This window comes from Salsuginibacillus halophilus, assembly GCF_003014715.1.
Lineage (GTDB): Bacteria > Bacillota > Bacilli > Bacillales > Marinococcaceae > Salsuginibacillus > Salsuginibacillus halophilus.
The window spans coordinates 12279-31893 of sequence record NZ_PYAV01000015.1; the positions used below are offsets into that span (position 1 = coordinate 12279).

Consider the following 19615-nt stretch of genomic DNA (forward strand, 5'->3'; position numbering starts at 1 on the left):
CACCGGCGCCCTGCAACCTTTTTCGTTGCGGCGCCGGTGCACAATGTTAATTATTCATCTTCATCGTCTTCAGCGTCATCTTGATCCTCATCTTCATCTTCAGGATCGCCTTCTTCATCGAGTTCTACTTCTTCAGTTTCAGCTTCAGATTCATCTTCGCCGCCTCCGACATCTTCTACTTCATCCTCGCCTACGTCACCTTCTTCAGGCATCTGCTGGTCTCCATCCCCCGTTGTGCCGCAAGCTGTTAACCCTGCAAGCGCTGAAATTCCAAGTGTCATCATAAACTTTTTCACGAAAGATCCCTCCGTTGATGTATCAATGTGTTGTAACATGATATTTCCCGCAGGGGCATAGCCGTCAAACCTGAGAAACTCGTTGGAAACGGGATTCGAATTCTCGAAACTGGAGCGGTCCGACACGGATTCGGGCCGGAGCAACGCCACATGGAACGCGAATCACCGAAACTGGAGCGCGAATCATGAAAACTGGAGCGGTCCGACACGGCGTGGACCGGAGCAACGCCACATGGAACGCGAATCACCGAAACTGGACCGCGAATCATGAAAACTGGAGCGGTCCGACACGGCGATGGGCCGGAGCAACGCCACATGGAACGCGAATCACCGAAACTGGAGCGCGAATCATGAAAACTGGAGCGGTCCGACACGGCGATGGGCCGGAGCAACACCACATGGAACGCACATCACCGAAACTGGACCGCGCATCATCAAAAGTGGAGCGGTCTGACACGGATTTGGGCCGCGGATCGCGGAAAGTGGACCGCGTTCCATCAAGCTGGCGCATACTTTTTAGCCGTTGCGAAATTTATTCCTTGCGAAAGGAGCGTCATCTCTTTTACAATGAATAAAGCACAAAAAACTAGATATAGAACAGACGGTAAAAAGTCAAACAATATCTAGTGTATAAAAGCGAGCTCTTCAGGTGCCTGCAATAAGGCTTAAAAGGGAATCCAGTGCAAACCTGGAACTGTCCCCGCAACTGTAAGTGCGAACGCTCCGGCACAACCACTGCGCGTGTAGCGCGGGAAGGGCCGGCAGCGACGGCGCACGAGTCAGGAGACCTGCCTGAATCTAGCGTTTCTAATCTCCGGGGGATGGGATTTGGAAACAACACCGCCGGCGGCTGCCGGTGCAGATGATGAGTGTACGCCATATACTCAAGGCGTGTAGCCACCTGATGTGTTGTTTTCGATTTTTCAGCTCCCGCAAACGTGCGGGAGCTTTTTTACGTTCGCCCGGCGTAAAACGAATAAAGGAGTTGGGTGGAGTGGAACAAACATTAAATCAAACCGCAGCAGCGGTAGAGGAGAAACTGCAAAACCGAAAGCTGCAGGCGCCGTGGCAGGCGTGGCTTGAACACTTTGCTGATGATATGACAACGGAAGAAGGCCGGAATCGGGCGGTGCAGGATGCCCTCGGACGCATCTCTGAAGAAGAACCGGACTGGACGTATGTTGCGGCCGCTTTACATCTGACTGCCTGGTATGAGTTTGAAGCAACCGCCGGCCGCGGCTATGCAAATTTTGCGGCGAATGTCGTCGAGCGCGTGAACGCACGTATTTACGATGAAGCGCTGCTGAATGAATATTCGGCGGAGGAGCGGAGCGAGCTCGCTTTAATCCTTGAGCCGGAGCGGGATTTTTACTTTTCTTATATCGGTTTAAAGACGCTTGCGGACCGGTATGTAGCCCGGACGAACAACAACATTCCGTGTGAGCTCCCGCAAGAGCGTTATCTGGTCATTGCGATGAAGCTGCTTGCAAAAGAGCCAAAAGATGTGCGGATGACCCGAATTCGGGAGGCATACTGGGCTTTATCCAAACAGTACATGACCGTTGCGACGCCGACATTTGCAAACGCCGGCAAGCGGCACGGGCAGTTTTCAAGTTGTTTTATTGATACGGTGGAAGACAGTCTCGCTGGAATTTACGAGACGAATACGACGGCCGCTCGTGTCAGTAAAGACGGTGGAGGTCTTGGGATTTATCTCGGCAAAATTCGGGCGAAAGGATCGTCTATTAAAGGTTTCGAAAATGTCTCATCCGGGGTGATGCCGTGGATGAAGCAGCTGAACAACACGGCGGTGAGTGTGGATCAGCTCGGCCAGCGTCAAGGTGCGATTGCGGTGTATTTAGACGTATGGCACCGTGATATTTTCTCCTTTTTAGATGCGAAGTTAAACAATGGTGATGAGCGCCAGCGGACCCACGATTTATTCACCGGAGTTTGTCTGCCGGATTTGTTTATGGAAAAAGTGGAGGCGCGCGAAGACTGGTACTTATTTGACCCGCACGAAGTCCGTGAAGTCATGGGTTTCTCCTTAGAAGATGCGTATGATGAGGCGCCGGGGGCGGGCACCTTCCGTAAGCGGTACGAAGCATGTGCCAGCGAGCCGCGGCTTACAAAAGAAACGGTGCCTGCAATTGAAATTATGAAGCGGATCATGGTGAGTCAAATCGAAACCGGCACACCGTACATGTTTTACCGCGATACCGTTAATCGGATGAATGCCAATGCTCACGCCGGCATGGTGTATGCCTCTAACCTGTGTACCGAAATTATGCAGAATATGAGCCCAACGGTGTGGAAAGAAGAGTACCTCGATGGCAATGAAATTATTGCGAAAAAAGAGGCGGGCGACTACGTCGTTTGTAACTTGAGCTCCCTTAACTTAGCCCGCGTTATGGAGGACGAGGTCTTAAAGCAGGTCGTCCCGGTACAGATGCGGCTGCTCGACCGGGTCATTGATGCAAATGAACTCGGTATTCCGCAGGCAGAAAAGACGAATGAGCGTTACCGTGCTGTCGGACTGGGCACGTTCGGCTGGCACCACTTACTGGCGTTAAAAGGGATCAGCTGGGAAAGCGACGCGGCGGTGGCATACGCAGATGAGCTGTATGAAGCGATTGCGTATGAAGCGGTGCAGGCGAGTTGCGAGCTGGCAAAAGAGCGCGGAGCATACCCGTTGTTTTCCGGATCGGACTGGGAGAATGGTAGTTATTTTGAAAAGCGCGGCTACACGTCTTCTGCGTGGCAGGAGCTCGCCGGTGACGTCAAAGCGTACGGTGTGCGTAACGGGTATATGATGGCTGTTGCCCCGAATGCTTCCACATCACTCCTTGCCGGTTCGACGGCGTCGATTGACCCGGTGTTTAAACGAATGTATGCCGAAGAGAAAAAAGACTATAAGATTCCGGTAACCGCTCCGGATTTAAGCCCGGCAACCTACTGGTACTACAAAGCAGCACACCTCATCGACCAGCACTGGAGCATTGCCCAGAACGGCCGGCGGCAGCGCCATATAGATCAAGGCATTTCGTTTAATATGTATGTCACAAATGACATTAAAGCAAAAGAACTGCTTGATCTACACATGGACGCGTGGAAAAACGGCTTGAAAACAACCTATTATGTCCGTTCCACCTCAATTGATATTGAAGACTGTGAAAGCTGTTCAAGCTGATAAGGAGGCTAACCATGAGTGATGCATTACAAACGCGTAAACTTTATGACCCAGAGGCGCCAAACGCTTCAACAGGTATTGTTAACGGCGCATCATCCAACGTCTTGAACTGGGATGATGTCCGTTTCTCCTGGGCGTATCCCCTTTACAAAAATATGCTTGCAAACTTCTGGACCCCGTTTGAAATTAATATGGCCGGCGATCAAAAGCAGTACCCGCAGCTTTCAGAAGATGAAAAAACAGCTTTTAAAAAGATCATTGGCCTGCTCGCATTTTTAGACTCGGTGCAGACCGATTATTCCGCCCGGGCCGCCGAATATTTAACCGACTCCAGCTTAGCGGCATTAATGACGGTGCTCTCGTTTCAGGAAGTGGTGCACAACCAAAGCTACTCGTACGTACTATCGAGCCTAGTGCCAAAAGAAGAGCAGGACGAAGTCTTTGAATACTGGAAAACCGACGAAGTTTTAAAAGAGCGCAATGAATACATTGCCCGCGGCTACGACAACTTCGTCACCAACCCGACGCCGCAAACCTTTTTAGAATCGATCGTGTACGATGTCATTTTAGAAGGCCTCAACTTTTATTCCGGCTTTGCCTTTTTCTACAACATGGCCCGGCACCAAAAGATGGTCTCCACATCCACCATGATCAACTACATTAACCGCGACGAACAGCTCCACGTCCGCCTGTTTGCTAACATCTTTCACGAACTGTTGCGTGAAAATCCAGAGCTCGATACAGAAGCAAACCGGACGTTCGTACGCGATGCCTTTCACGAAGGCGCGCGCTTAGAAATTAAATGGGCGCACCACGTCTTAGGCGGTCGGATCGAAGGCATCTCAATGGATGATTTAGAAGCTTACATTAAATTTATGGCGAACAAACGCGCCAAAGAACTCGGCGCTGAAGAACCGTACCCAGGCTACACGAAAAATCCAATGAAATGGATCAAAGCCTACCAAGACGTGAACGCCTCCAAAAGCGACTTCTTTGAGCAGAAATCCCGCCAATACGCCAAAGTCACCGACGACAACGGCTTCGACGAGCTGTAGCCTTTTCACGGATTCTGCGCGACTGAGGGTGGTAACTGCGCGATTGGAGAGTTTACTGTGCGATTGGAGAGTTTACTGCGCGATTGGAGAGTTTACTGCGCGATTGGAGAGTTTACTGCGCGATTGGAGAGTTTACTGCGCGACTGGAGAGTTTACTGCGCAATTGGAGAGTTTACTGCGCGACTGAGGGTGATTACTGCGCGACTGGAGAGTTTACTGCGCGACTGAGGGTGATTACTGCGCGATTGGAGAGTTTACTGCGCGACTGAGTGTGATTACTGCGCGACTGGAGAGTTTACTGTGCGTCTAAAGTAATTACTGCCCGATTGAGATAATAACGGCACGTCTGAACTCAACTATAATACTTGACCGGAAAGGGGATGCGCCCGCAGCGCATCCCCTTGAATCTTTCATTCCAATTGTTCGCCGGCACCCGCCGGCGCAGACTGTAGACAAAGTACAAAACTTAACATTAACTCACAACTTACTGCTTCAACCGCCGCTGCTGCCTTATTAAGAGAAAAACCGGATCATGAACGTGACCTTCACCCAAGACGGACGCTTTCTCGAGGGCTTGGCTTCAGCTAACGATTCACTTCCGCAAAGGATCAATATTTTTAGGTGTCAGGCACAAAAAGGCGTGCCAGACACCTAGCCCAAGTATGAAATAAAGAGCGGCTTTTCGAGCGCCGGCGGCGGCGCCACCAGGAACAGCGCGAGCCGAAAATCCCGCAGGCAGCGGTTGTCTGCCGAGGAAGTTGAGGAGGTACCCGAGGCAAGCGTCCGCCGAAAAGCAACATCAGCCTCCGCTTTTCTTAAAAGTTTGGTCTACACGCTGCGCCGGCGTTCCTTATCATTAATTGAATTGCAGGTTTGGGCTTGGTTGACTCGTGTGTGTGCCATGAAAATCTGCGTTTACGCCAATGTTGCTCTTCTTTTGCTCAATTATTTATCATAATAGTGGCTTTCTCTTCTTAAAGCGCACAAAAATCCCGTCAGGCTTAACTCTGACGGGATTTTTTCTTACATGCTCAGTTTTACTTATCATTCCTTGTCCGGAAAGAGGATAGCGCCACTTCCGGCTCCCCGGTTTTCTTGGATGCACTTAAGAAGTGCGGCAGATAGATCCTGTGGCGGGTATGGCTTCGTCAAATATTGATCAATACCGTACTTTTGGACTTTATCATCTGAACGGTCGAGCGCAGAGGAGATAATGATCGGGAGATCCCTCGTTGTTTCCTCCTCTTTCAGCCGATGGACGAGATCCCAACCGCTTGTTGTTTCCCCAAGCATCAGATCCACCACGACCGCTGCCGGTATGGTGCGCACAATGTCGCGGTAAGCATGATCCGGATTTAAATGATGGATCACGCGGAATCCATGAGAGCGGAGCTCCTCTGACAGAAGCAGGGCTAGGCTCGTGTCATCTTCTACAATGACGACAGAAGCTCCCTGTGGATATCCTTCCGGCGTGGTCACTGTACGTACCGGTTGCTGATACTGGAGTGGCAGCCGGAAGAAGAAGGTAGATCCATTACCGACCTCTGACTCTACCCAGATCTTTCCGCCGTGACGTTCGACAATTTCTCTGCAGATCGCAAGACCGAGGCCGGTGCCGCCGATATTTCTACGGTCGCTGTTATCAATCCGCTGGAATTTGTTAAAGAGCGAGTCTTTTGCTTCCGGCGGAATGCCGAGCCCTTCGTCCTCCACGGCCACGAGCAGATCTTTGCCGGTATTAGTAAAGTGGATCGTCACTTCTCCTCCTTCAGGTGAAAATTTGACGGCGTTGCTGACCAGATTCGTCAACACCTGATACAGACGTTCCTTGTCACCTTCGACTTTCGCGGAGTAGGACTGATCAATAAACGACAACCGGTGCTGCGCTTCGTTTTTAAATTGGTAAATCACATCCATAGCAATGGTGTCCATAGACAAATCCTCCATTTCATACGGCTGACTGCCGGCTTCCATGCGCTGGAGATCGAGAAAATCGTTAATTAGATTCGTCAGCCGTTTTGCCTCTTTATGAATCGTGGTTAAGTAGCGCTTCTGACGCTCCGGCTTCAAATCCTTCGTTATCAGCAGCTCCGTGAAGCCGAGCACACTGGAGAGTGGCGTCCTCAGCTCGTGACTCACGGTGCTGACGAGCTCGGATTTCATTTTATCCAGCTCGTGCTCACGCGTCATATCGCGATAAACAAACACTGTGCCGATCCGTTCTTCTTCATCGAACACAGCGGTACCGTAAACCGTGATTACCTGGCTGCCGTCTTTAAGTTCGAACTGCTGCGATAGGGTGTCTGTTGTCTTCTGGTCAAGCATTGCTTGGTAAAAGGCCTCTAGTTCCTGTTCTTCTTTTGCTTTATCAATCGTCTGCTCCATCCACTTTTCTTGTGAAACTAGATCTCCCTGCACCCGTAAACCAAGTAGTCTTTCCATCGCACGGTTACTCTGCAGCATACTTCCATGAATGTCGATAAATTGAATTGCTTCATTTACGTTATCGAGAATGTCCTGGCTCAGCTTTCTCGCCCGGCTGATTTCTTCGTACACCACGGAGCGCTCTAGACCGAGGGCGACGTGGTTCATTAGCGACTCAATCTCTTCCATCTCTTCTTCTGTGTAGGGGCGGCCGAACCGCGTGCATGCGAATAGGGCAAATACGCGCCCGTTGGAATTCCGAACTGCTGTATAATAATCGTGTGCTTCTACAGTTCCTTCTGCTATTCCTTTTTCTTCATTGGATGCTTCTCTTTTTATGTGTATATGCGGCTCCTCGGTCAACCGATGAATCCAGACAGATTTATCAGCCAACTTCCATTGATTGATGCCTGTATCTGTCATACCCGTAGAACGGTAGTCATCTTCATCCAGCAGGTAGAGGATGCTGCGGTCGTTCGGATACAGCTCATTCACATAGTGAAAAATCGATGTCAGAAAGAGGCCCTTGTCCAGTTTTGTAGACATCGTCTGATTGAGTTGACTGTAGCGGTCAATTTTAATTTTTTCCTTTTGCGTTTGATCAAGCGCATCTTCTAACATTTCTTGTTGCGCCTGCAGTTCTTCATTTTGCGCCTGCAATTCTTCTTCATTTTCCTGGATGGATGTAGCCATATGTTCAAAAGACCTTGCAAGTGAACCAACTTCATCCTGTCTATCGGATGCGTTAATATTTACGATATTTCCTCTCGCAAGCTCATCTGAAGCACTGGTCAGTTCTTCAATGGGGTCAACTAGTCTGCTTAAAAGTCTTTGTGATCCTATTAACATAACAAAAAATACGAGCATGGTCAGGCCAGCACCGAGCATAATATTTCTGTTTGCATCAGACACTGCACTTTCATACTGCTGCTTCATATTTTGCGATGCTTCGCTCTGTAGTTCCCCGCTTTCCGCGATAAACTCATCTATTGATTCTGTAGTTCCGGTTTGAGAAAGCGTTCTAAGACCTTCGTAGTCATCTTCTTGAACAAACGCTACGCTCTCTGGAAATATAGTTTCTGAAAAGTTGGTAACAAAGCTATCTAGTTCCTCGATGAACAACTCCTCATCAGATTCTAGTTCCAAAGCTCTGTACTCGTTCAGGTGAAATTGAACGGCCTCCACTTTTTCGTCTACCCGGGATAAATCCTCTTCATTTTGAAAAGCAAGGTATCCTCTCCCATAATAAAAAAGGAGACTGATCGAAGATTGTAGATCTTCTATCACTTGCACCTTCTCTACCATTTCTTCTCTAGTCTCTACCTGCTCTTTCTGATTATTGAAGATAACCAGCCCTATGATGATACTAATAATAGCAATGACGGCAATATAAAAGCTAGATTTCCAGAGAAACTCTGATCGGATGCTCTGGGTCTGTGGACGCAGTTTCATTTACAGCACGTCCTTTACGAGAGCTTCTAGTTCTGCCGGACTGAACGGCTTCGCCACAAAGTAGCGTGCACCTGCCTGCAGTGCGGCTTCGCGGTCTGCATCCTGCGCTTTCGCCGTCAGCATGATAATCAATGTTTCTTCTTTGATGTGATCCGGGAGGGATTGGAGCACCTCCAACCCTGTCCGCTCCGGCATCATGTGATCGAGCACAACGAGATCGAACGACTGCTCCTGCAGCTTCTCCAACGCTTCGCTACCGTCTTCCGCTTCTTCTATATCGTGCCCGAGATCCTCTAATGTGTCTACAATCAACATTCGGAGAATCTCTTCATCATCTGCTATTAAAATATGGCTCATGCTTGTTCTCCCTTCTATTGTTCCGGACTGCTTCAACGCTGTCAGCATCGGGATCAGGTGTTTCGAATCGAGTGCTGCGAGCGTGCGCAGGGTCTGTGGGTACGCTTATTCTTATGTTGCAGCTGCTTTGGGTCCGCTTTGACGTCTCGGATCACACCGGTCGTATGGTTATACGATAAAACAAGTTAACGGTCCTGTAATTTTGAGCGGCTAAGCCAGCGTTAAAATACTCTCTCCACAAGGCGTTCCATGCGCGCAAAAACTTCCCGGACGCGGAATGGTTTCGCCATATAGTCATCGGCCCCGAGCTGCAACGCGCGGGCGATATCTTTCTCTTCTGTTCTTGCCGTTAGCATCGAAATCAGAACGCGATCGGTCGAATAGTGTGTGCGCAGGTGCTGCAATACTTCTAATCCATCCATCCGCGGCATCATCCCATCAAGCAGCAGAAAGTAATAATCTCCTTCCTGGTACCAGTCGTCTTCGATAAATGCCTGGCCGTCGGGATATCTGTGAAAGCGAGCCGGGTGTCCAGCTACTTCTTGACGGTGCTTCATGAACTGCTCCAACATTTCCCGGACGACATTGTCATCGTCGACAATGATCACGTGCAGCATCGCAGTATCTTTTACCGCCTTCAGCTCATCGTGGTATACCACCGCCCGGTCTCTGCCTTGATGTTTCGCTGCATAGAGGGCCCGGTCCGCATCTTCGAGCAGTTGCTCTGGAGAAGTTTTGCCTTTGATCACCGGACGGATCCCGGCAGAAAAGTAGAGTTCGATATCCGGATATCCGGGCACGGGATCTTCCTTTAGCGCTTGCTGGATACGCTCTATTATCCGGAGTGCATTTGCTTCGTCCGACTCGGGAAGGACGAGGGCAAATTCTTCGCCACCGTAGCGTGCCGTCGTATCACCCGGCCGGGTAAACGACGTCACGACTTTGACGAAATGTCGCAGCGCCTCATCTCCGGCCGTGTGTCCATAGGTATCGTTGATTTTCTTGAAGTGGTCCAGGTCGCATAGAATTAAGGTTAATACCGCGGTATATCCCCGTCTCAGCTTATCGGTGAGTGCTTCGAGTTCGCCGTAGAGAAACTTTCGGTTTTTCGCTCCAGTCAATTCATCCTGCATTGAAGATGCCCAAATCCGCTCCTGTGCTTCCAGCCTGTTTTTAATAAAGGGAAAAAATAAACGGTGGTTGATCGGTTTGCTAATAAAGTCAGAAGCACCCAATTCATAGGAGCGGATTTTAGCTTCTGTCTCTGCTTTCCCGCTCAGCATGACGACCGGTGTAAAATCATGCTTGGCTTTGTCCATGATCTGTTGAAGGATTTCCACCCCGTTTATATCCGGGAGGTAGTAATCGAGAATAAGCATGCGCGGGTTCATCTCATAATAAAGCTCGACGCCTCTCTCACCATTCATGGCTACAAGCGCTTGATAACCATTGCTTTCGACGAGGTCTTTTAAGTACGTGACAAAGTCCATATCATCATCAATAATTAGAAGCATCGGCGTATCTTCCTCGGGTTCTTGGACGCCGCCGACCTCTTCTAGTAGCGTCTCTTTTTGATCCGGATCATCAACATAAGGAAGCAGTGGGGCGATGGCTCGGAGCCATTCTTCTTTATTCCATAAAGAGAAGCTATCTTCTTCCAGGCTGTCCAGCTGGACTGCTGCAATGTTATGTACTTCCAGCATACCTATGGTGCCGGCGGTTCCCTTAATATTATGGAAGAAACGGTACAGCGCCTTTTCGCTGACTCTGTCTTCTTCATTCCACTGCCGCATTGTTTTACGGATGCGGTCATAAATCATCTTCTGGTATTTCTCCATCTTTCGTCACACCTTCTATGTCCCGTTTACGTTTGTTCCCTATTCGTCAAAGTCGTTTTTCCTAATTACTATGTTACCTGATCTTTCCTACTCAAGACAAAAACATTTTTACTATGTAAACCGCATATCAATTACTTCTATACAGCAGTAATCCCGCCGTATCCCCTCCTTGAATCTTTCATTCCAATTGTTCGCCGGCACCCGCCGGCGCAGACTGTAGACAAAGTACAAAACTTAACATTAACTCACAACTTACTGCTTCAACCGCCGCTGGCTGCCTTATTAAGAGAAAAACCGGATCATGAACGTGACCTTCACCCAAGACGGACGCTTTCTCGAGGGCTTGGCTTCAGCTAACGATTCACTTCCGCAAAGGATCAATATTTTAGGTGTCAGGCACAAAAAGGCGTGCCAGACACCTAGCCCAAGTATGAAATAAAGAGCGGCTTTTCGAGCGCCGGCGGCGGCGCCACCAGGAACAGCGCGAGCCGAAAATCCCGCAGGCAGCGGTTGTCTGCCGAGGAAGTTGAGGAGGTACAAGAGGCTAAGAAGACACGGTGAGATCAAGCGGCAGCGCAGATCAAACCGATGTCGCACTTGTGCCCTCCGGGTGCAAGCGTCCGCCGAAAAGCGACATCAGCCTCCGCTTTTCTTAAAAGTTTGTCTACACGCTGCACCGGCATCCGCCGGCGTTCCATATCAACACTTCATGCAAAAATAAACAACCAGGCGCCGACGCCCGGTTGCTTATTTTAGCTGTTGTAAAACGTATCGTGGTGCCGTTTCAACACTTGCTCAAATAAATGCTTTTTCTCAAGGAAAGGCAGCATGCAGTATTCTTCTTTCCGCTTGCTGTTACTGCCGAGGCCTTTTAAAATGCCGTCGCAGAAGCCGCACGTTTCATCTAGATGGATTGGTGCATTTTCGGTAGGAAACCAGTCCTGCTCGTCGCGGATATAATAGCCGGTCATCGACAAGCGCGTCCCATTAGCAAGCGTTACATCCGTCCGCACGGCTGAGCCCGGCTCTAAGCCACCGGTTTCATTCCAATCGCGCACAATGGCATTTTCCTGAATATGAACCTCTGAATCCTGCACCTGCAGAAACCCAGGCAGTTCTTCTTCACGGAGCTCACGCCAACTCGGGCTTTCCTGATTGTTCGCCCGCAAGTACTGCAAATGTTCATCATAACGGGATAAGTAAAGGTGAATCGGCTTTGACATCTGACATCCTCCATCTTCATTCGCATTTACGTTTACCGTATCATACCGCGTCGTTCGTGTATAATGGTAGCCGGGGTGTTAATATGCACGATATAAACGAAGCTGCCCGCAATTGGGTGTGGCAGTTTTTTGCGACTGATGCGACCGGTCATGATCCTTATCATACCGAGCGCGTCGTCACAAATGCGAAACCACTGGCTGAAGCAGAAGGTGCAAATATTGAAATCGTTGAGCTCGCTTCCTGGCTGCACGATTTGGCTGATGATAAATTTTACGATGAAACAAGTGCCGGTGTGAAGCAGGTGCAAAGCTGGCTTGAAACAAACGACTTGGGGCAGGACGACATTGATCGAATCATGGGCATCATCAATCACGTATCTTTTCGGGGCGGCTTTCAGGAACCGATGACGACACTTGAAGGAAAAGTTGTGCAGGATGCGGATCGACTGGATGCGATTGGGGCGCTTGGGATTGCCCGGACATTCATGTTCGGCGGTGCACACGGCCGGCCGATGCACGTGCCGGATGCGGTGGTGGAAAGTCCGGTATCAGCTGAAGATTATCGAAATCGGGAAGTGAGCGTCCTCCAGCATTTTTATGATAAACTCCTTCATTTGAAAGACCAGATGAATACAACAACGGGCCGCAGGTGGGCTGAAGCTCGGCATGATTATATGTTACAATTTTTACAGCGGTTTGAGGAGGAATGGGACGGTCGTCAGTAAGTAAAACTCCGATGCTGTGGGGGCAGCACCGGAGGGGGATTATTTATCCTTCTTATTTTCGTTTTTAGCGTGAACTTCTTTGTTGCGCTTTGCGTACTTGCCTTGACGGCCGTACTCTTCATTCACGCGCTCGTTACGATTTTCGCCGCTTTTACCCATTAGATGAGCACCTCCTTTGTATGTTGTAATGAGAGTGTTACCCGAAAGCGGCATCCTAAAAAACGTAAATTTCTCTAAATCGAACTTTTGAAGGAGAGCGAACATGGCCGAAATTCTTGTCATTTATTACGGCTTTTATCCGCTTGCTGCTGTTTTCTTTGGCACCTTTGCTGGTCTTAACGCAGCAGCGAAAGATATGAAACGTGTATTCGTTTACGCCGGCCTATTTTTATTGATCTATCTTCCAGGTGCTTTTTACGTCCCGCTTGGTGGTATGGAGCCTGACTTCTTATTTACAGTGACTTTAATTTACATACTACTCTTTTCAGTTGGTCTTGGCACCGGCTGGTTTGCACGTCGTAACGGTTGAAGGATGAAGCAAATTCAGCTAATGCTGAAGGCTGAGCCCCTTCGTGACAGCAGATTTTCTTATATGCTATCCTTGCAACAAAGGGTTGTATAAGGAGGTAAGTGGCATGACTAAAGCGGAAATTGAGGCGAAAATGACAAATTTAAAAGCTGATTATGCTCGCATCCAAGGCGACTTGGATAAGCTTGAATCTGTCGGTGGCAATGTGGCCGGCCCGGTACGTGAGCTTGAAATTATTGAAGATGAATTGAGCAGCCTGCGCCTGCAGTTACAAGAAGCATAAAAACCGCTGTCCGGATTCCGGGCAGCGGTTTTTTACACTTATAAATCAACCATTTCAATAACAAGCCGTTCAGCGGTGATAGATAATAATGCCATCGTAATAGCGAGTGCAGCCACACCTAGATTGGTCCAGATAAATACTTGTTTCCGTGAAGAGCCAAGCGTTGTCATTGTCCCGGCACCTACTTGACTGCTGAACAAAATTGAAGATAAAAAGCATACCCACGTTGCCCCAAAGCGATCAAGCGCTTGTTTAACGCGAGGGTTAACTTCTTTTGGAATACTGTCTCTCTTGCGGAGTTTGTTATATAATGTGCTGAAGAATTTGTTAATTTCAGTTCCGAAAAATATAAACAGAAGAACACTTAAAGTATTCCCGGCAATTGCGACGACAGAGACAATTACAGGGGGGAAGTCAAAAACAATAATGGCTGTAGGGACTGTTAAAAATACTTCAAGGAAGGGAACCATACTGACGAAAAAGACAAACATATATTGGAGAAACAAGCTGTCCATATGAAATTCCCACCTCGCGCTCTCTTATTTAAGTCAGTTGACTTAAATAAATATTAATACAAATGACTTAAAAAAGCAAGGAGTTATCTCATGCCAAAACGCGTAGATTATGAAGAAAGGAAAGATCAAATCATTGAAGCCATGTTTCGCATCATTTATCAACATGGCTTTGAAAAAACAACATTAAGAGAAATTGCCAAAGAGGCCGGTTTATCTTTAGGTTCGGTACAGCATATATTTCCGAAGCAGCAGGATATTTATATTTTTGCTATGGATGTCATCTATTATAGGTTTCAACAACGGATGGAGGAAGCGGCGCAGGCAGATAAAGGAGGATTTGAATATGCGGTGGGTATGATTAAGCAGATCGTACAAGTGAATTCAGAAGAGGAACGGATCGAAAACGACATTTGGTTGAAGTTTTCGATCATGGCGACGATGAATCCAGCCTACCAGGGCACAAAAACGGCGTTCCGGGATGTAAATTACAATTTTGCGAAGAAAATCTTACGTGAGCTGTCAGAGCGTGGCTTCGCAAATCCTTTCAATGATATTGAAGAGAGCGCTCGTTCGTTAACGATCTTTATGCACGGCTTAGTGTTTGAGTCTGTCATTTATCCTGATTTGTATCATGATCAAGTGATTGAAGATGAGATTCGAAAATATTTAAAAAACATGAGCCGTTGAATGTGGTCATGCCATTTCAAGAGCTGTAGGCCGCTCCAAAATGACATCGCATAAAGCGTAATGTACGGATCACCGGGAAGAAAGAAGCAGCGGGCAAATGCCGGCTCAGTTTTAAAGCCGCGCTGTTTAAGCGTCTTAATTTGAGCTGTGACACTTGGGTCGCCAATCTCAAGCAGCCGTGCTTCAATGAGCATATGCCGATAAGACGGTTGTATAACGGACGGGGTGGTGGATATGTAACACTCTACGATCTCCTGTGCGAGCTGCATTGTAATCACAACTGCCGGAGCTGCGTCTTGCGGGCGCGTTTTTACCTTTGTGATATACGAGGTGAGCCCAGCCTCATGAAGCGTGCGGATCGCGGTCGTAGGTGCTTTTGTGGAGCAGGCGATGTCGATATCGCTCGCGTCGTGCTCAATCCCAAGCGGGATCGTACCGGTCATGATCGGTTGAAAAGATGCGAGCCGGCGGGGGAGGTCGTAAGCTTTACAGACAGCCGCAGCTTGCTGCTGTCGAAGAGTCCCAAACTGCATCATTTGTAACTGGCTGGCAAAGTCAGGTGTCAAAAGCATTTAAGGCTCCTTTACACGATTTCTTTTATAAACATTTTAGCATCGGATCATTGAGAAAGGCAGCACTGTCTTGTTCCCTGGATGTGAAAACTCCACAGGTTGTGTCTTTTTCTGTGGAGAGCGCTTGTACATAAGTAAGCTGTCGTTTCCGCGATGTTCATAAGTTGTCATTTTATCCACAAGTAAGGGGTTGTCCCTTAAGATAGGATAAAAACCGAATCATAAACGTAACCGAAACGAAAGCGGACGCTTTCCCGAGGGCTTGGCTTCAGCTAACTTGTTCGAATGAACCATTCGAACAAGTGGATCTTCAGCCTGCGCTGAATCCTCTGGGAGTCGCCGTCTTTCGTTTCGGTCACTTTTACATTTGTCTTTTGTGTATGGTTCGCTTGATCGTTCATGCAGTATCATGACGAAACTGATTCATGTAGCTATTGCTTGATCAAAGTGATCTCTACCATTCATCACCCTTAAAAGATGCTAGGCTGACAAGCATCGGCGGCGACGCCTACGCAGAATAACGCACTGGCAGTGGTCTGCTGCCGAGGAAGTTGAGGCCGTGACGGGGACTGAGAAGACACGGTGCGATCAAGCGTGAGCGTGGATTAAACCGATGTCGCACGTGTGCCCTCCGGGTGCAAGCGTCCGCCGAAAAGCGACGTCAGCCTATATTTTTAAAAGTTTGTCCACAAGTGAGCCCCTGCACATTAATGAGCAGGGGCTTCATTTACGTATCACGTTCAGAATTTGGTTTTTCAAAGGGAATGACATCGAAAATTTCGCCGCTGCGGACCATGGCAGCTAACCGGTTCAGCCAGTAGTAGTACGGCTTGGAGTCTTCGAGGATTTGGTGCATCTCTTCGGCTTCTTTTTTTACATCTTCGTCAATTGCCTCATCATTTAAAACTTCGTTCACCTGCTGTTGAGCCTCACGGATCGACTCTAAGTTAAGGTGAACTTCTCTTTCCCATTTGTGGCTGAAAAAGTTAGAGAAAAACCGGAAGAAGTCACGTTCAGCAACATACGTATGCTTGCGTTGGCCGCGGCGGAACGTTTTCTTAACTACATTAAACTCCTGCAGCTTCTTAACGCCGGTGCTCATACTCGGCTTACTCATGCCGAGTTCTTCTCTCATTTCATCTAAGGTCATATCACCTTCAAAATACATCGTGCCATACAGTGTGCCCGCACTCCGCGTAATACCGTACAAGTCCATCGTTTCAGCCAAGGAGTCGACAACAAGGTCTTTCGCATTCTCGATGGATTGTCTAGCCTCTGCATTAGGATCTCCGGCCATCATTTATCCTCCTTTTATATTAGATGAATTTAAATCGTTCAGTATTTATTAATATATGTATATGTTATCGGAAAATCCGGGGATGTCAAAGAAAAAAATAAATTTTTAGCTATTCAAAGCCTGACAAAACAGTAAATTAACTTTGTTAAAAAATAATTTAATATGATAAACAGTTGACACCTCCTGAAAAGTAAGGCAGAATAATAATTGTTCAAAACGTTAAATAACTTTTTAACAAAATAAATTAAACAAGAGGAGGGGATGAGCTTGGCGCATCAGCAGCTATATATTGATGGCGTTTGGCAGGAAGCCCAATCAAAGGAAACGCGGGAGATCATTAATCCATATAATCAGGAAGTGATTGCAACAGCCGCGGAAGCCGGAAGAGAAGAAGCTAAGACAGCGATTGCTGCAGCCCGGCGTGCATTTGATGAAGGAACTTGGAAAAACACACCCGCAAATGAGCGTGGTGAAATCGTTTCTGAAATCGGTCGATTGATCCGTCGCGATCGTGAAGAGTTAGCACAACTTGAAACGTGGGATTCAGGTAAAACTGTTGAGGAAAGCCGGGCGGATATGGACGACATCGCAAACGTCTTTCTTTATTTCGGCGGCATTGCTGATAAAGATGGCGGCGAAGTGATTCCTTCTCCGATTCCTGATTCTGAAAGTAAAGTTGTCCGCGAACCTGTTGGTGTGTGTGGACAAATCACACCGTGGAACTATCCACTTCTACAGGCATCCTGGAAGCTGGCACCGGCGCTTGCAGCTGGAAACACATTGATTATGAAGCCAAGTGAAATCACACCGCTTACGACAGTGAAGGTATTTAAGCTGATGGAAGAAGCCGGTGTGCCGGCAGGCGTTGCCAACCTTGTACTCGGTAAGGGTGCAGATGCAGGTGCTGAGCTTGCAGAGAACACCGATGTGGATTTGATTTCTTTCACCGGCGGAATTGAAACTGGGAAGAAAATCATGCAGGCCGCAAGTGTGAATATGAAAAACCTCGCGCTTGAGCTCGGCGGTAAGAACCCGAACATTGTATTTGCTGATGCGGATTTTGAAACAGCTGTAGATCAAGCAATGAACGCTGTGTTCTTCCACGCCGGTCAAGTATGCTCGGCAGGTGCGCGTCTGCTCGTTGAAGAAAGCATTCACGATGCCGTCGTTGAGGAGCTTGTGAAACGTGCTGAGAACATGAAACTCGGTGACGGATTTAAAGAAGATACAATGAGTGGTCCACTCATTTCCGCTGAGCACCGGGATAAAGTTGAAAAGTATGTTGAAATCGGTAAGGAAGAAGGTGCAAAACTTGTCACTGGCGGATCCCGTCCAGCCGATGCGGAGCTGCAAAACGGTTTCTTCTATCTACCGACGATCTTTACAGAGTGCACATCCGACATGCGGATTGTACAAGAAGAAGTGTTCGGCCCGGTCTTAACCATTGAGAAATTTAATGGGGCCGATGAGGCAGTAGAAAAAGCAAACGACACCATTTACGGTCTTGCTGGTGCCGTGTTTACTCAAGACATCGGTAAAGCCCAAGATACAGCGGCTCGTCTCCGCATGGGTACGGTCTGGATTAATGACTTCCACCCATACTTTGCACAAGCGCCGTGGGGCGGATACAAGCAGTCTGGTATCGGTCGTGAGCTAGGAAAAACCGGCCTTGAAGAGTACACCGAAGTGAAACACGTTTATCGCAATACCAACCCAGAACCTGTAGGCTGGTTCGGTTAAGTTTAAAAAATGTCATCAAGGTAGAAGCGGAGCTGGTCCCTTCGTTTCTGCCGGTCACAAATCACAATACATTTTATTTGAATCAAAGGAGGAATTGATGATGAGCATGAACATGAAAGTAGAATCGATGCTTGGATATCATACATTTGAGGTACCAACAGCAATTAAGCACGGGATTGGCGCAATTAAGAACCTAGGTGAAGAGCTAAAAGCACTAAACACAGATAAAGTACTTCTCGTTACTGACCCGGGCATCTACAATGCAGGTGTAACAAAGCCGGTAGAAGAAACGTTAAAAGCATCCGGTGTTGATTATGTGCTCTTTAACAAAGTTGAGCCAAACCCACCGGTACGTTTGATTGGTGAAGGTTCCAGCTTGTTTGAAAGCGAAGGTTGTAACGGCCTTGTCGCTGTCGGCGGCGGAAGCTCCATGGACACAGCGAAAGCCATCGGTCTTGAAACGGTACACGAAGGCAGTGTCCTTGAGTATGAAGCAGCTGAAGGTAAAAAGCCGATGGAAAACCGGATCCCAACACTTGCTACGATCCCGACAACTGCAGGTACCGGTTCTGAAGTTACACAGTGGGCTGTTATCACAGATGAAGACCGTGAAATTAAGTTCAACACAGGCGGTCCGTTAATCGCTGCACACTTAACGATTATCGACCCTGAGCTGCACGTAAGCATGCCTCCGCATGTTACTGCGATGACAGGTATTGATGTCATTTCCCACGCAGTTGAGTGCTACACCATGAAGTTTGCTCAGCCTGTGACAGATGCGGTTGCGCTACTTGCGATGGAATATGCAGCGAAATATATCCGTCGTGCGTACGCTGACGGAAGCGACCTTGAAGCCCGCTACGGCATGGCACAAGCTGCAATGCTCGCCGGCTTGTCCTACGGCAGTGAATCAGCAGGTGCTGCGCACGCAATGAGCCAGACGCTCGGCGGCATCGTGCCGGTTGCGCACGGTCAGTGTGTTGCCGCAATGATGGGTCCTGTTATGGAGTACAACTGGAAAGGTGCACCTGAGCGCTTTGCCCGCGTTGCGCAGGCATTTGGTATCGACACTGCTGGTATGACAACAGAAGAAGCAGCAAAAGAAGCTGTTGCATGGATGTATGAGCTCGTCGAAGACCTCGACATTCCAACACTTCAGGAGCAAGGTGTAAGCACTGATCTTCTCGATCGTCTGGCACAAGTTGCCCTTGAAGATCCACAAACGGAAGGTAACCCGCGCGACCTTAAGCTCGCCGACTACAAGTGGCTATACGAGCGCACATTCAACTTAATCCCTAGCACCATCGTTTAATCTGAATCAACTCTCCCCCTTAAATATATATAAATATGGACCCTGCCGGTGAGCGCCGGCAGGGATTTTTTAGATTCAGCGGAAAGGTGGAGCGCGGATCACTAAAAATGGAGCGGAATA

Annotated in this window: 16 protein-coding genes and 1 riboswitch; of the genes, 8 read left to right on the top strand and 8 right to left on the bottom strand. The window is 48.4% G+C overall.

The annotated features are described in order from the left end of the window. Positions 1–50: 50 nt before the first annotated feature. On the bottom strand, positions 51–296 hold the full coding sequence (locus B0H94_RS15040) for a hypothetical protein (RefSeq protein WP_146139952.1): 246 nt from the start codon (positions 294–296) through the stop codon (positions 51–53). A 630-nt stretch (positions 297–926) separates the two neighbouring features. Then, a riboswitch (cobalamin riboswitch) is annotated at positions 927–1106 on the top strand. Between the two features lie 184 nt (positions 1107–1290). On the opposite strand from B0H94_RS15040, the gene B0H94_RS12950 reads away from it, so the two are divergent. Further along, on the top strand, positions 1291–3486 hold the full coding sequence (locus B0H94_RS12950) for a ribonucleoside-diphosphate reductase subunit alpha (protein ID WP_427909955.1): 2196 nt from the start codon (positions 1291–1293) through the stop codon (positions 3484–3486). A gap of 14 nt (positions 3487–3500) precedes the next feature. Continuing rightward, entirely contained in the window at positions 3501–4541 is a 1041-nt protein-coding gene (locus B0H94_RS12955) for a ribonucleotide-diphosphate reductase subunit beta (protein ID WP_106589701.1), read from the top strand. A 1044-nt stretch (positions 4542–5585) separates the two neighbouring features. Here B0H94_RS12955 and B0H94_RS12960 read toward each other — a convergent pair. From B0H94_RS12960 to B0H94_RS12975, 4 genes are all read right to left on the bottom strand, one after another. After that, positions 5586–8417: an ATP-binding protein gene (locus B0H94_RS12960; RefSeq protein ID WP_106589702.1), complete on the bottom strand. Its 2832-nt coding sequence runs from the start codon at positions 8415–8417 to the stop codon at positions 5586–5588. Further along, positions 8418–8774: a response regulator transcription factor gene (locus tag B0H94_RS12965; protein WP_106589703.1), complete on the bottom strand. Its 357-nt coding sequence runs from the start codon at positions 8772–8774 to the stop codon at positions 8418–8420. A gap of 221 nt (positions 8775–8995) precedes the next feature. Then, positions 8996–10612 (bottom strand): GGDEF domain-containing response regulator, encoded by a 1617-nt coding sequence (locus B0H94_RS12970; protein WP_106589704.1) that lies wholly within the window; start codon positions 10610–10612, stop codon positions 8996–8998. A gap of 752 nt (positions 10613–11364) precedes the next feature. Further along, positions 11365–11835, bottom strand: a complete 471-nt coding sequence (locus B0H94_RS12975) for a hypothetical protein (protein ID WP_106589705.1) — start codon at positions 11833–11835, stop codon at positions 11365–11367. A gap of 83 nt (positions 11836–11918) precedes the next feature. Between B0H94_RS12975 and B0H94_RS12980 the strand changes: the two genes are divergently transcribed. The 3 genes from B0H94_RS12980 (at position 11919) to B0H94_RS15265 (ending at position 13372) form a co-directional block, all read left to right on the top strand. Continuing rightward, positions 11919–12560: an HD domain-containing protein gene (locus B0H94_RS12980; RefSeq protein WP_106589748.1), complete on the top strand. Its 642-nt coding sequence runs from the start codon at positions 11919–11921 to the stop codon at positions 12558–12560. Positions 12561–12822: 262 nt separating this feature from the next. Continuing rightward, positions 12823–13089, top strand: coding sequence for a hypothetical protein (locus B0H94_RS12985; RefSeq protein WP_106589706.1), 267 nt, complete (start codon positions 12823–12825; stop codon positions 13087–13089). 106 nt (positions 13090–13195) lie between these two features. After that, on the top strand, positions 13196–13372 hold the full coding sequence (locus B0H94_RS15265) for an SE1832 family protein (RefSeq protein WP_181315407.1): 177 nt from the start codon (positions 13196–13198) through the stop codon (positions 13370–13372). Between the two features lie 38 nt (positions 13373–13410). Here the strand turns inward: B0H94_RS15265 and B0H94_RS12990 are convergent, their stop codons facing one another. Next, positions 13411–13887, bottom strand: coding sequence for a hypothetical protein (locus tag B0H94_RS12990; protein ID WP_106589707.1), 477 nt, complete (start codon positions 13885–13887; stop codon positions 13411–13413). A gap of 90 nt (positions 13888–13977) precedes the next feature. On the opposite strand from B0H94_RS12990, the gene B0H94_RS12995 reads away from it, so the two are divergent. Further along, the gene (locus B0H94_RS12995) at positions 13978–14574 is read left to right on the top strand and encodes a TetR/AcrR family transcriptional regulator (protein ID WP_106589708.1); all 597 of its coding nucleotides are present in this window, start codon (positions 13978–13980) and stop codon (positions 14572–14574) included. On the opposite strand, the gene B0H94_RS13000 is transcribed toward B0H94_RS12995, so the two are convergent. Next, entirely contained in the window at positions 14523–15146 is a 624-nt protein-coding gene (locus B0H94_RS13000; RefSeq protein WP_106589709.1) for a DUF4269 domain-containing protein, read from the bottom strand. The two genes, B0H94_RS12995 and B0H94_RS13000, sit on opposite strands and share 52 nt — an antisense overlap. A gap of 727 nt (positions 15147–15873) precedes the next feature. Further along, a complete protein-coding gene (gene cudC / locus B0H94_RS13005) occupies positions 15874–16443 on the bottom strand; it encodes a choline uptake/conversion transcriptional regulator CudC (RefSeq protein ID WP_106589710.1) in 570 nt (189 codons plus the stop codon). Positions 16444–16710: 267 nt separating this feature from the next. Between cudC and betB the strand changes: the two genes are divergently transcribed. Then, entirely contained in the window at positions 16711–18183 is a 1473-nt protein-coding gene (gene betB / locus B0H94_RS13010) for a betaine-aldehyde dehydrogenase (protein ID WP_427909956.1), read from the top strand. Between the two features lie 100 nt (positions 18184–18283). After that, complete coding sequence (gene gbsB, locus B0H94_RS13015; protein ID WP_106589712.1) at positions 18284–19495, top strand: choline dehydrogenase; 1212 nt, start codon at positions 18284–18286, stop codon at positions 19493–19495. Positions 19496–19615 lie beyond the last annotated feature (120 nt).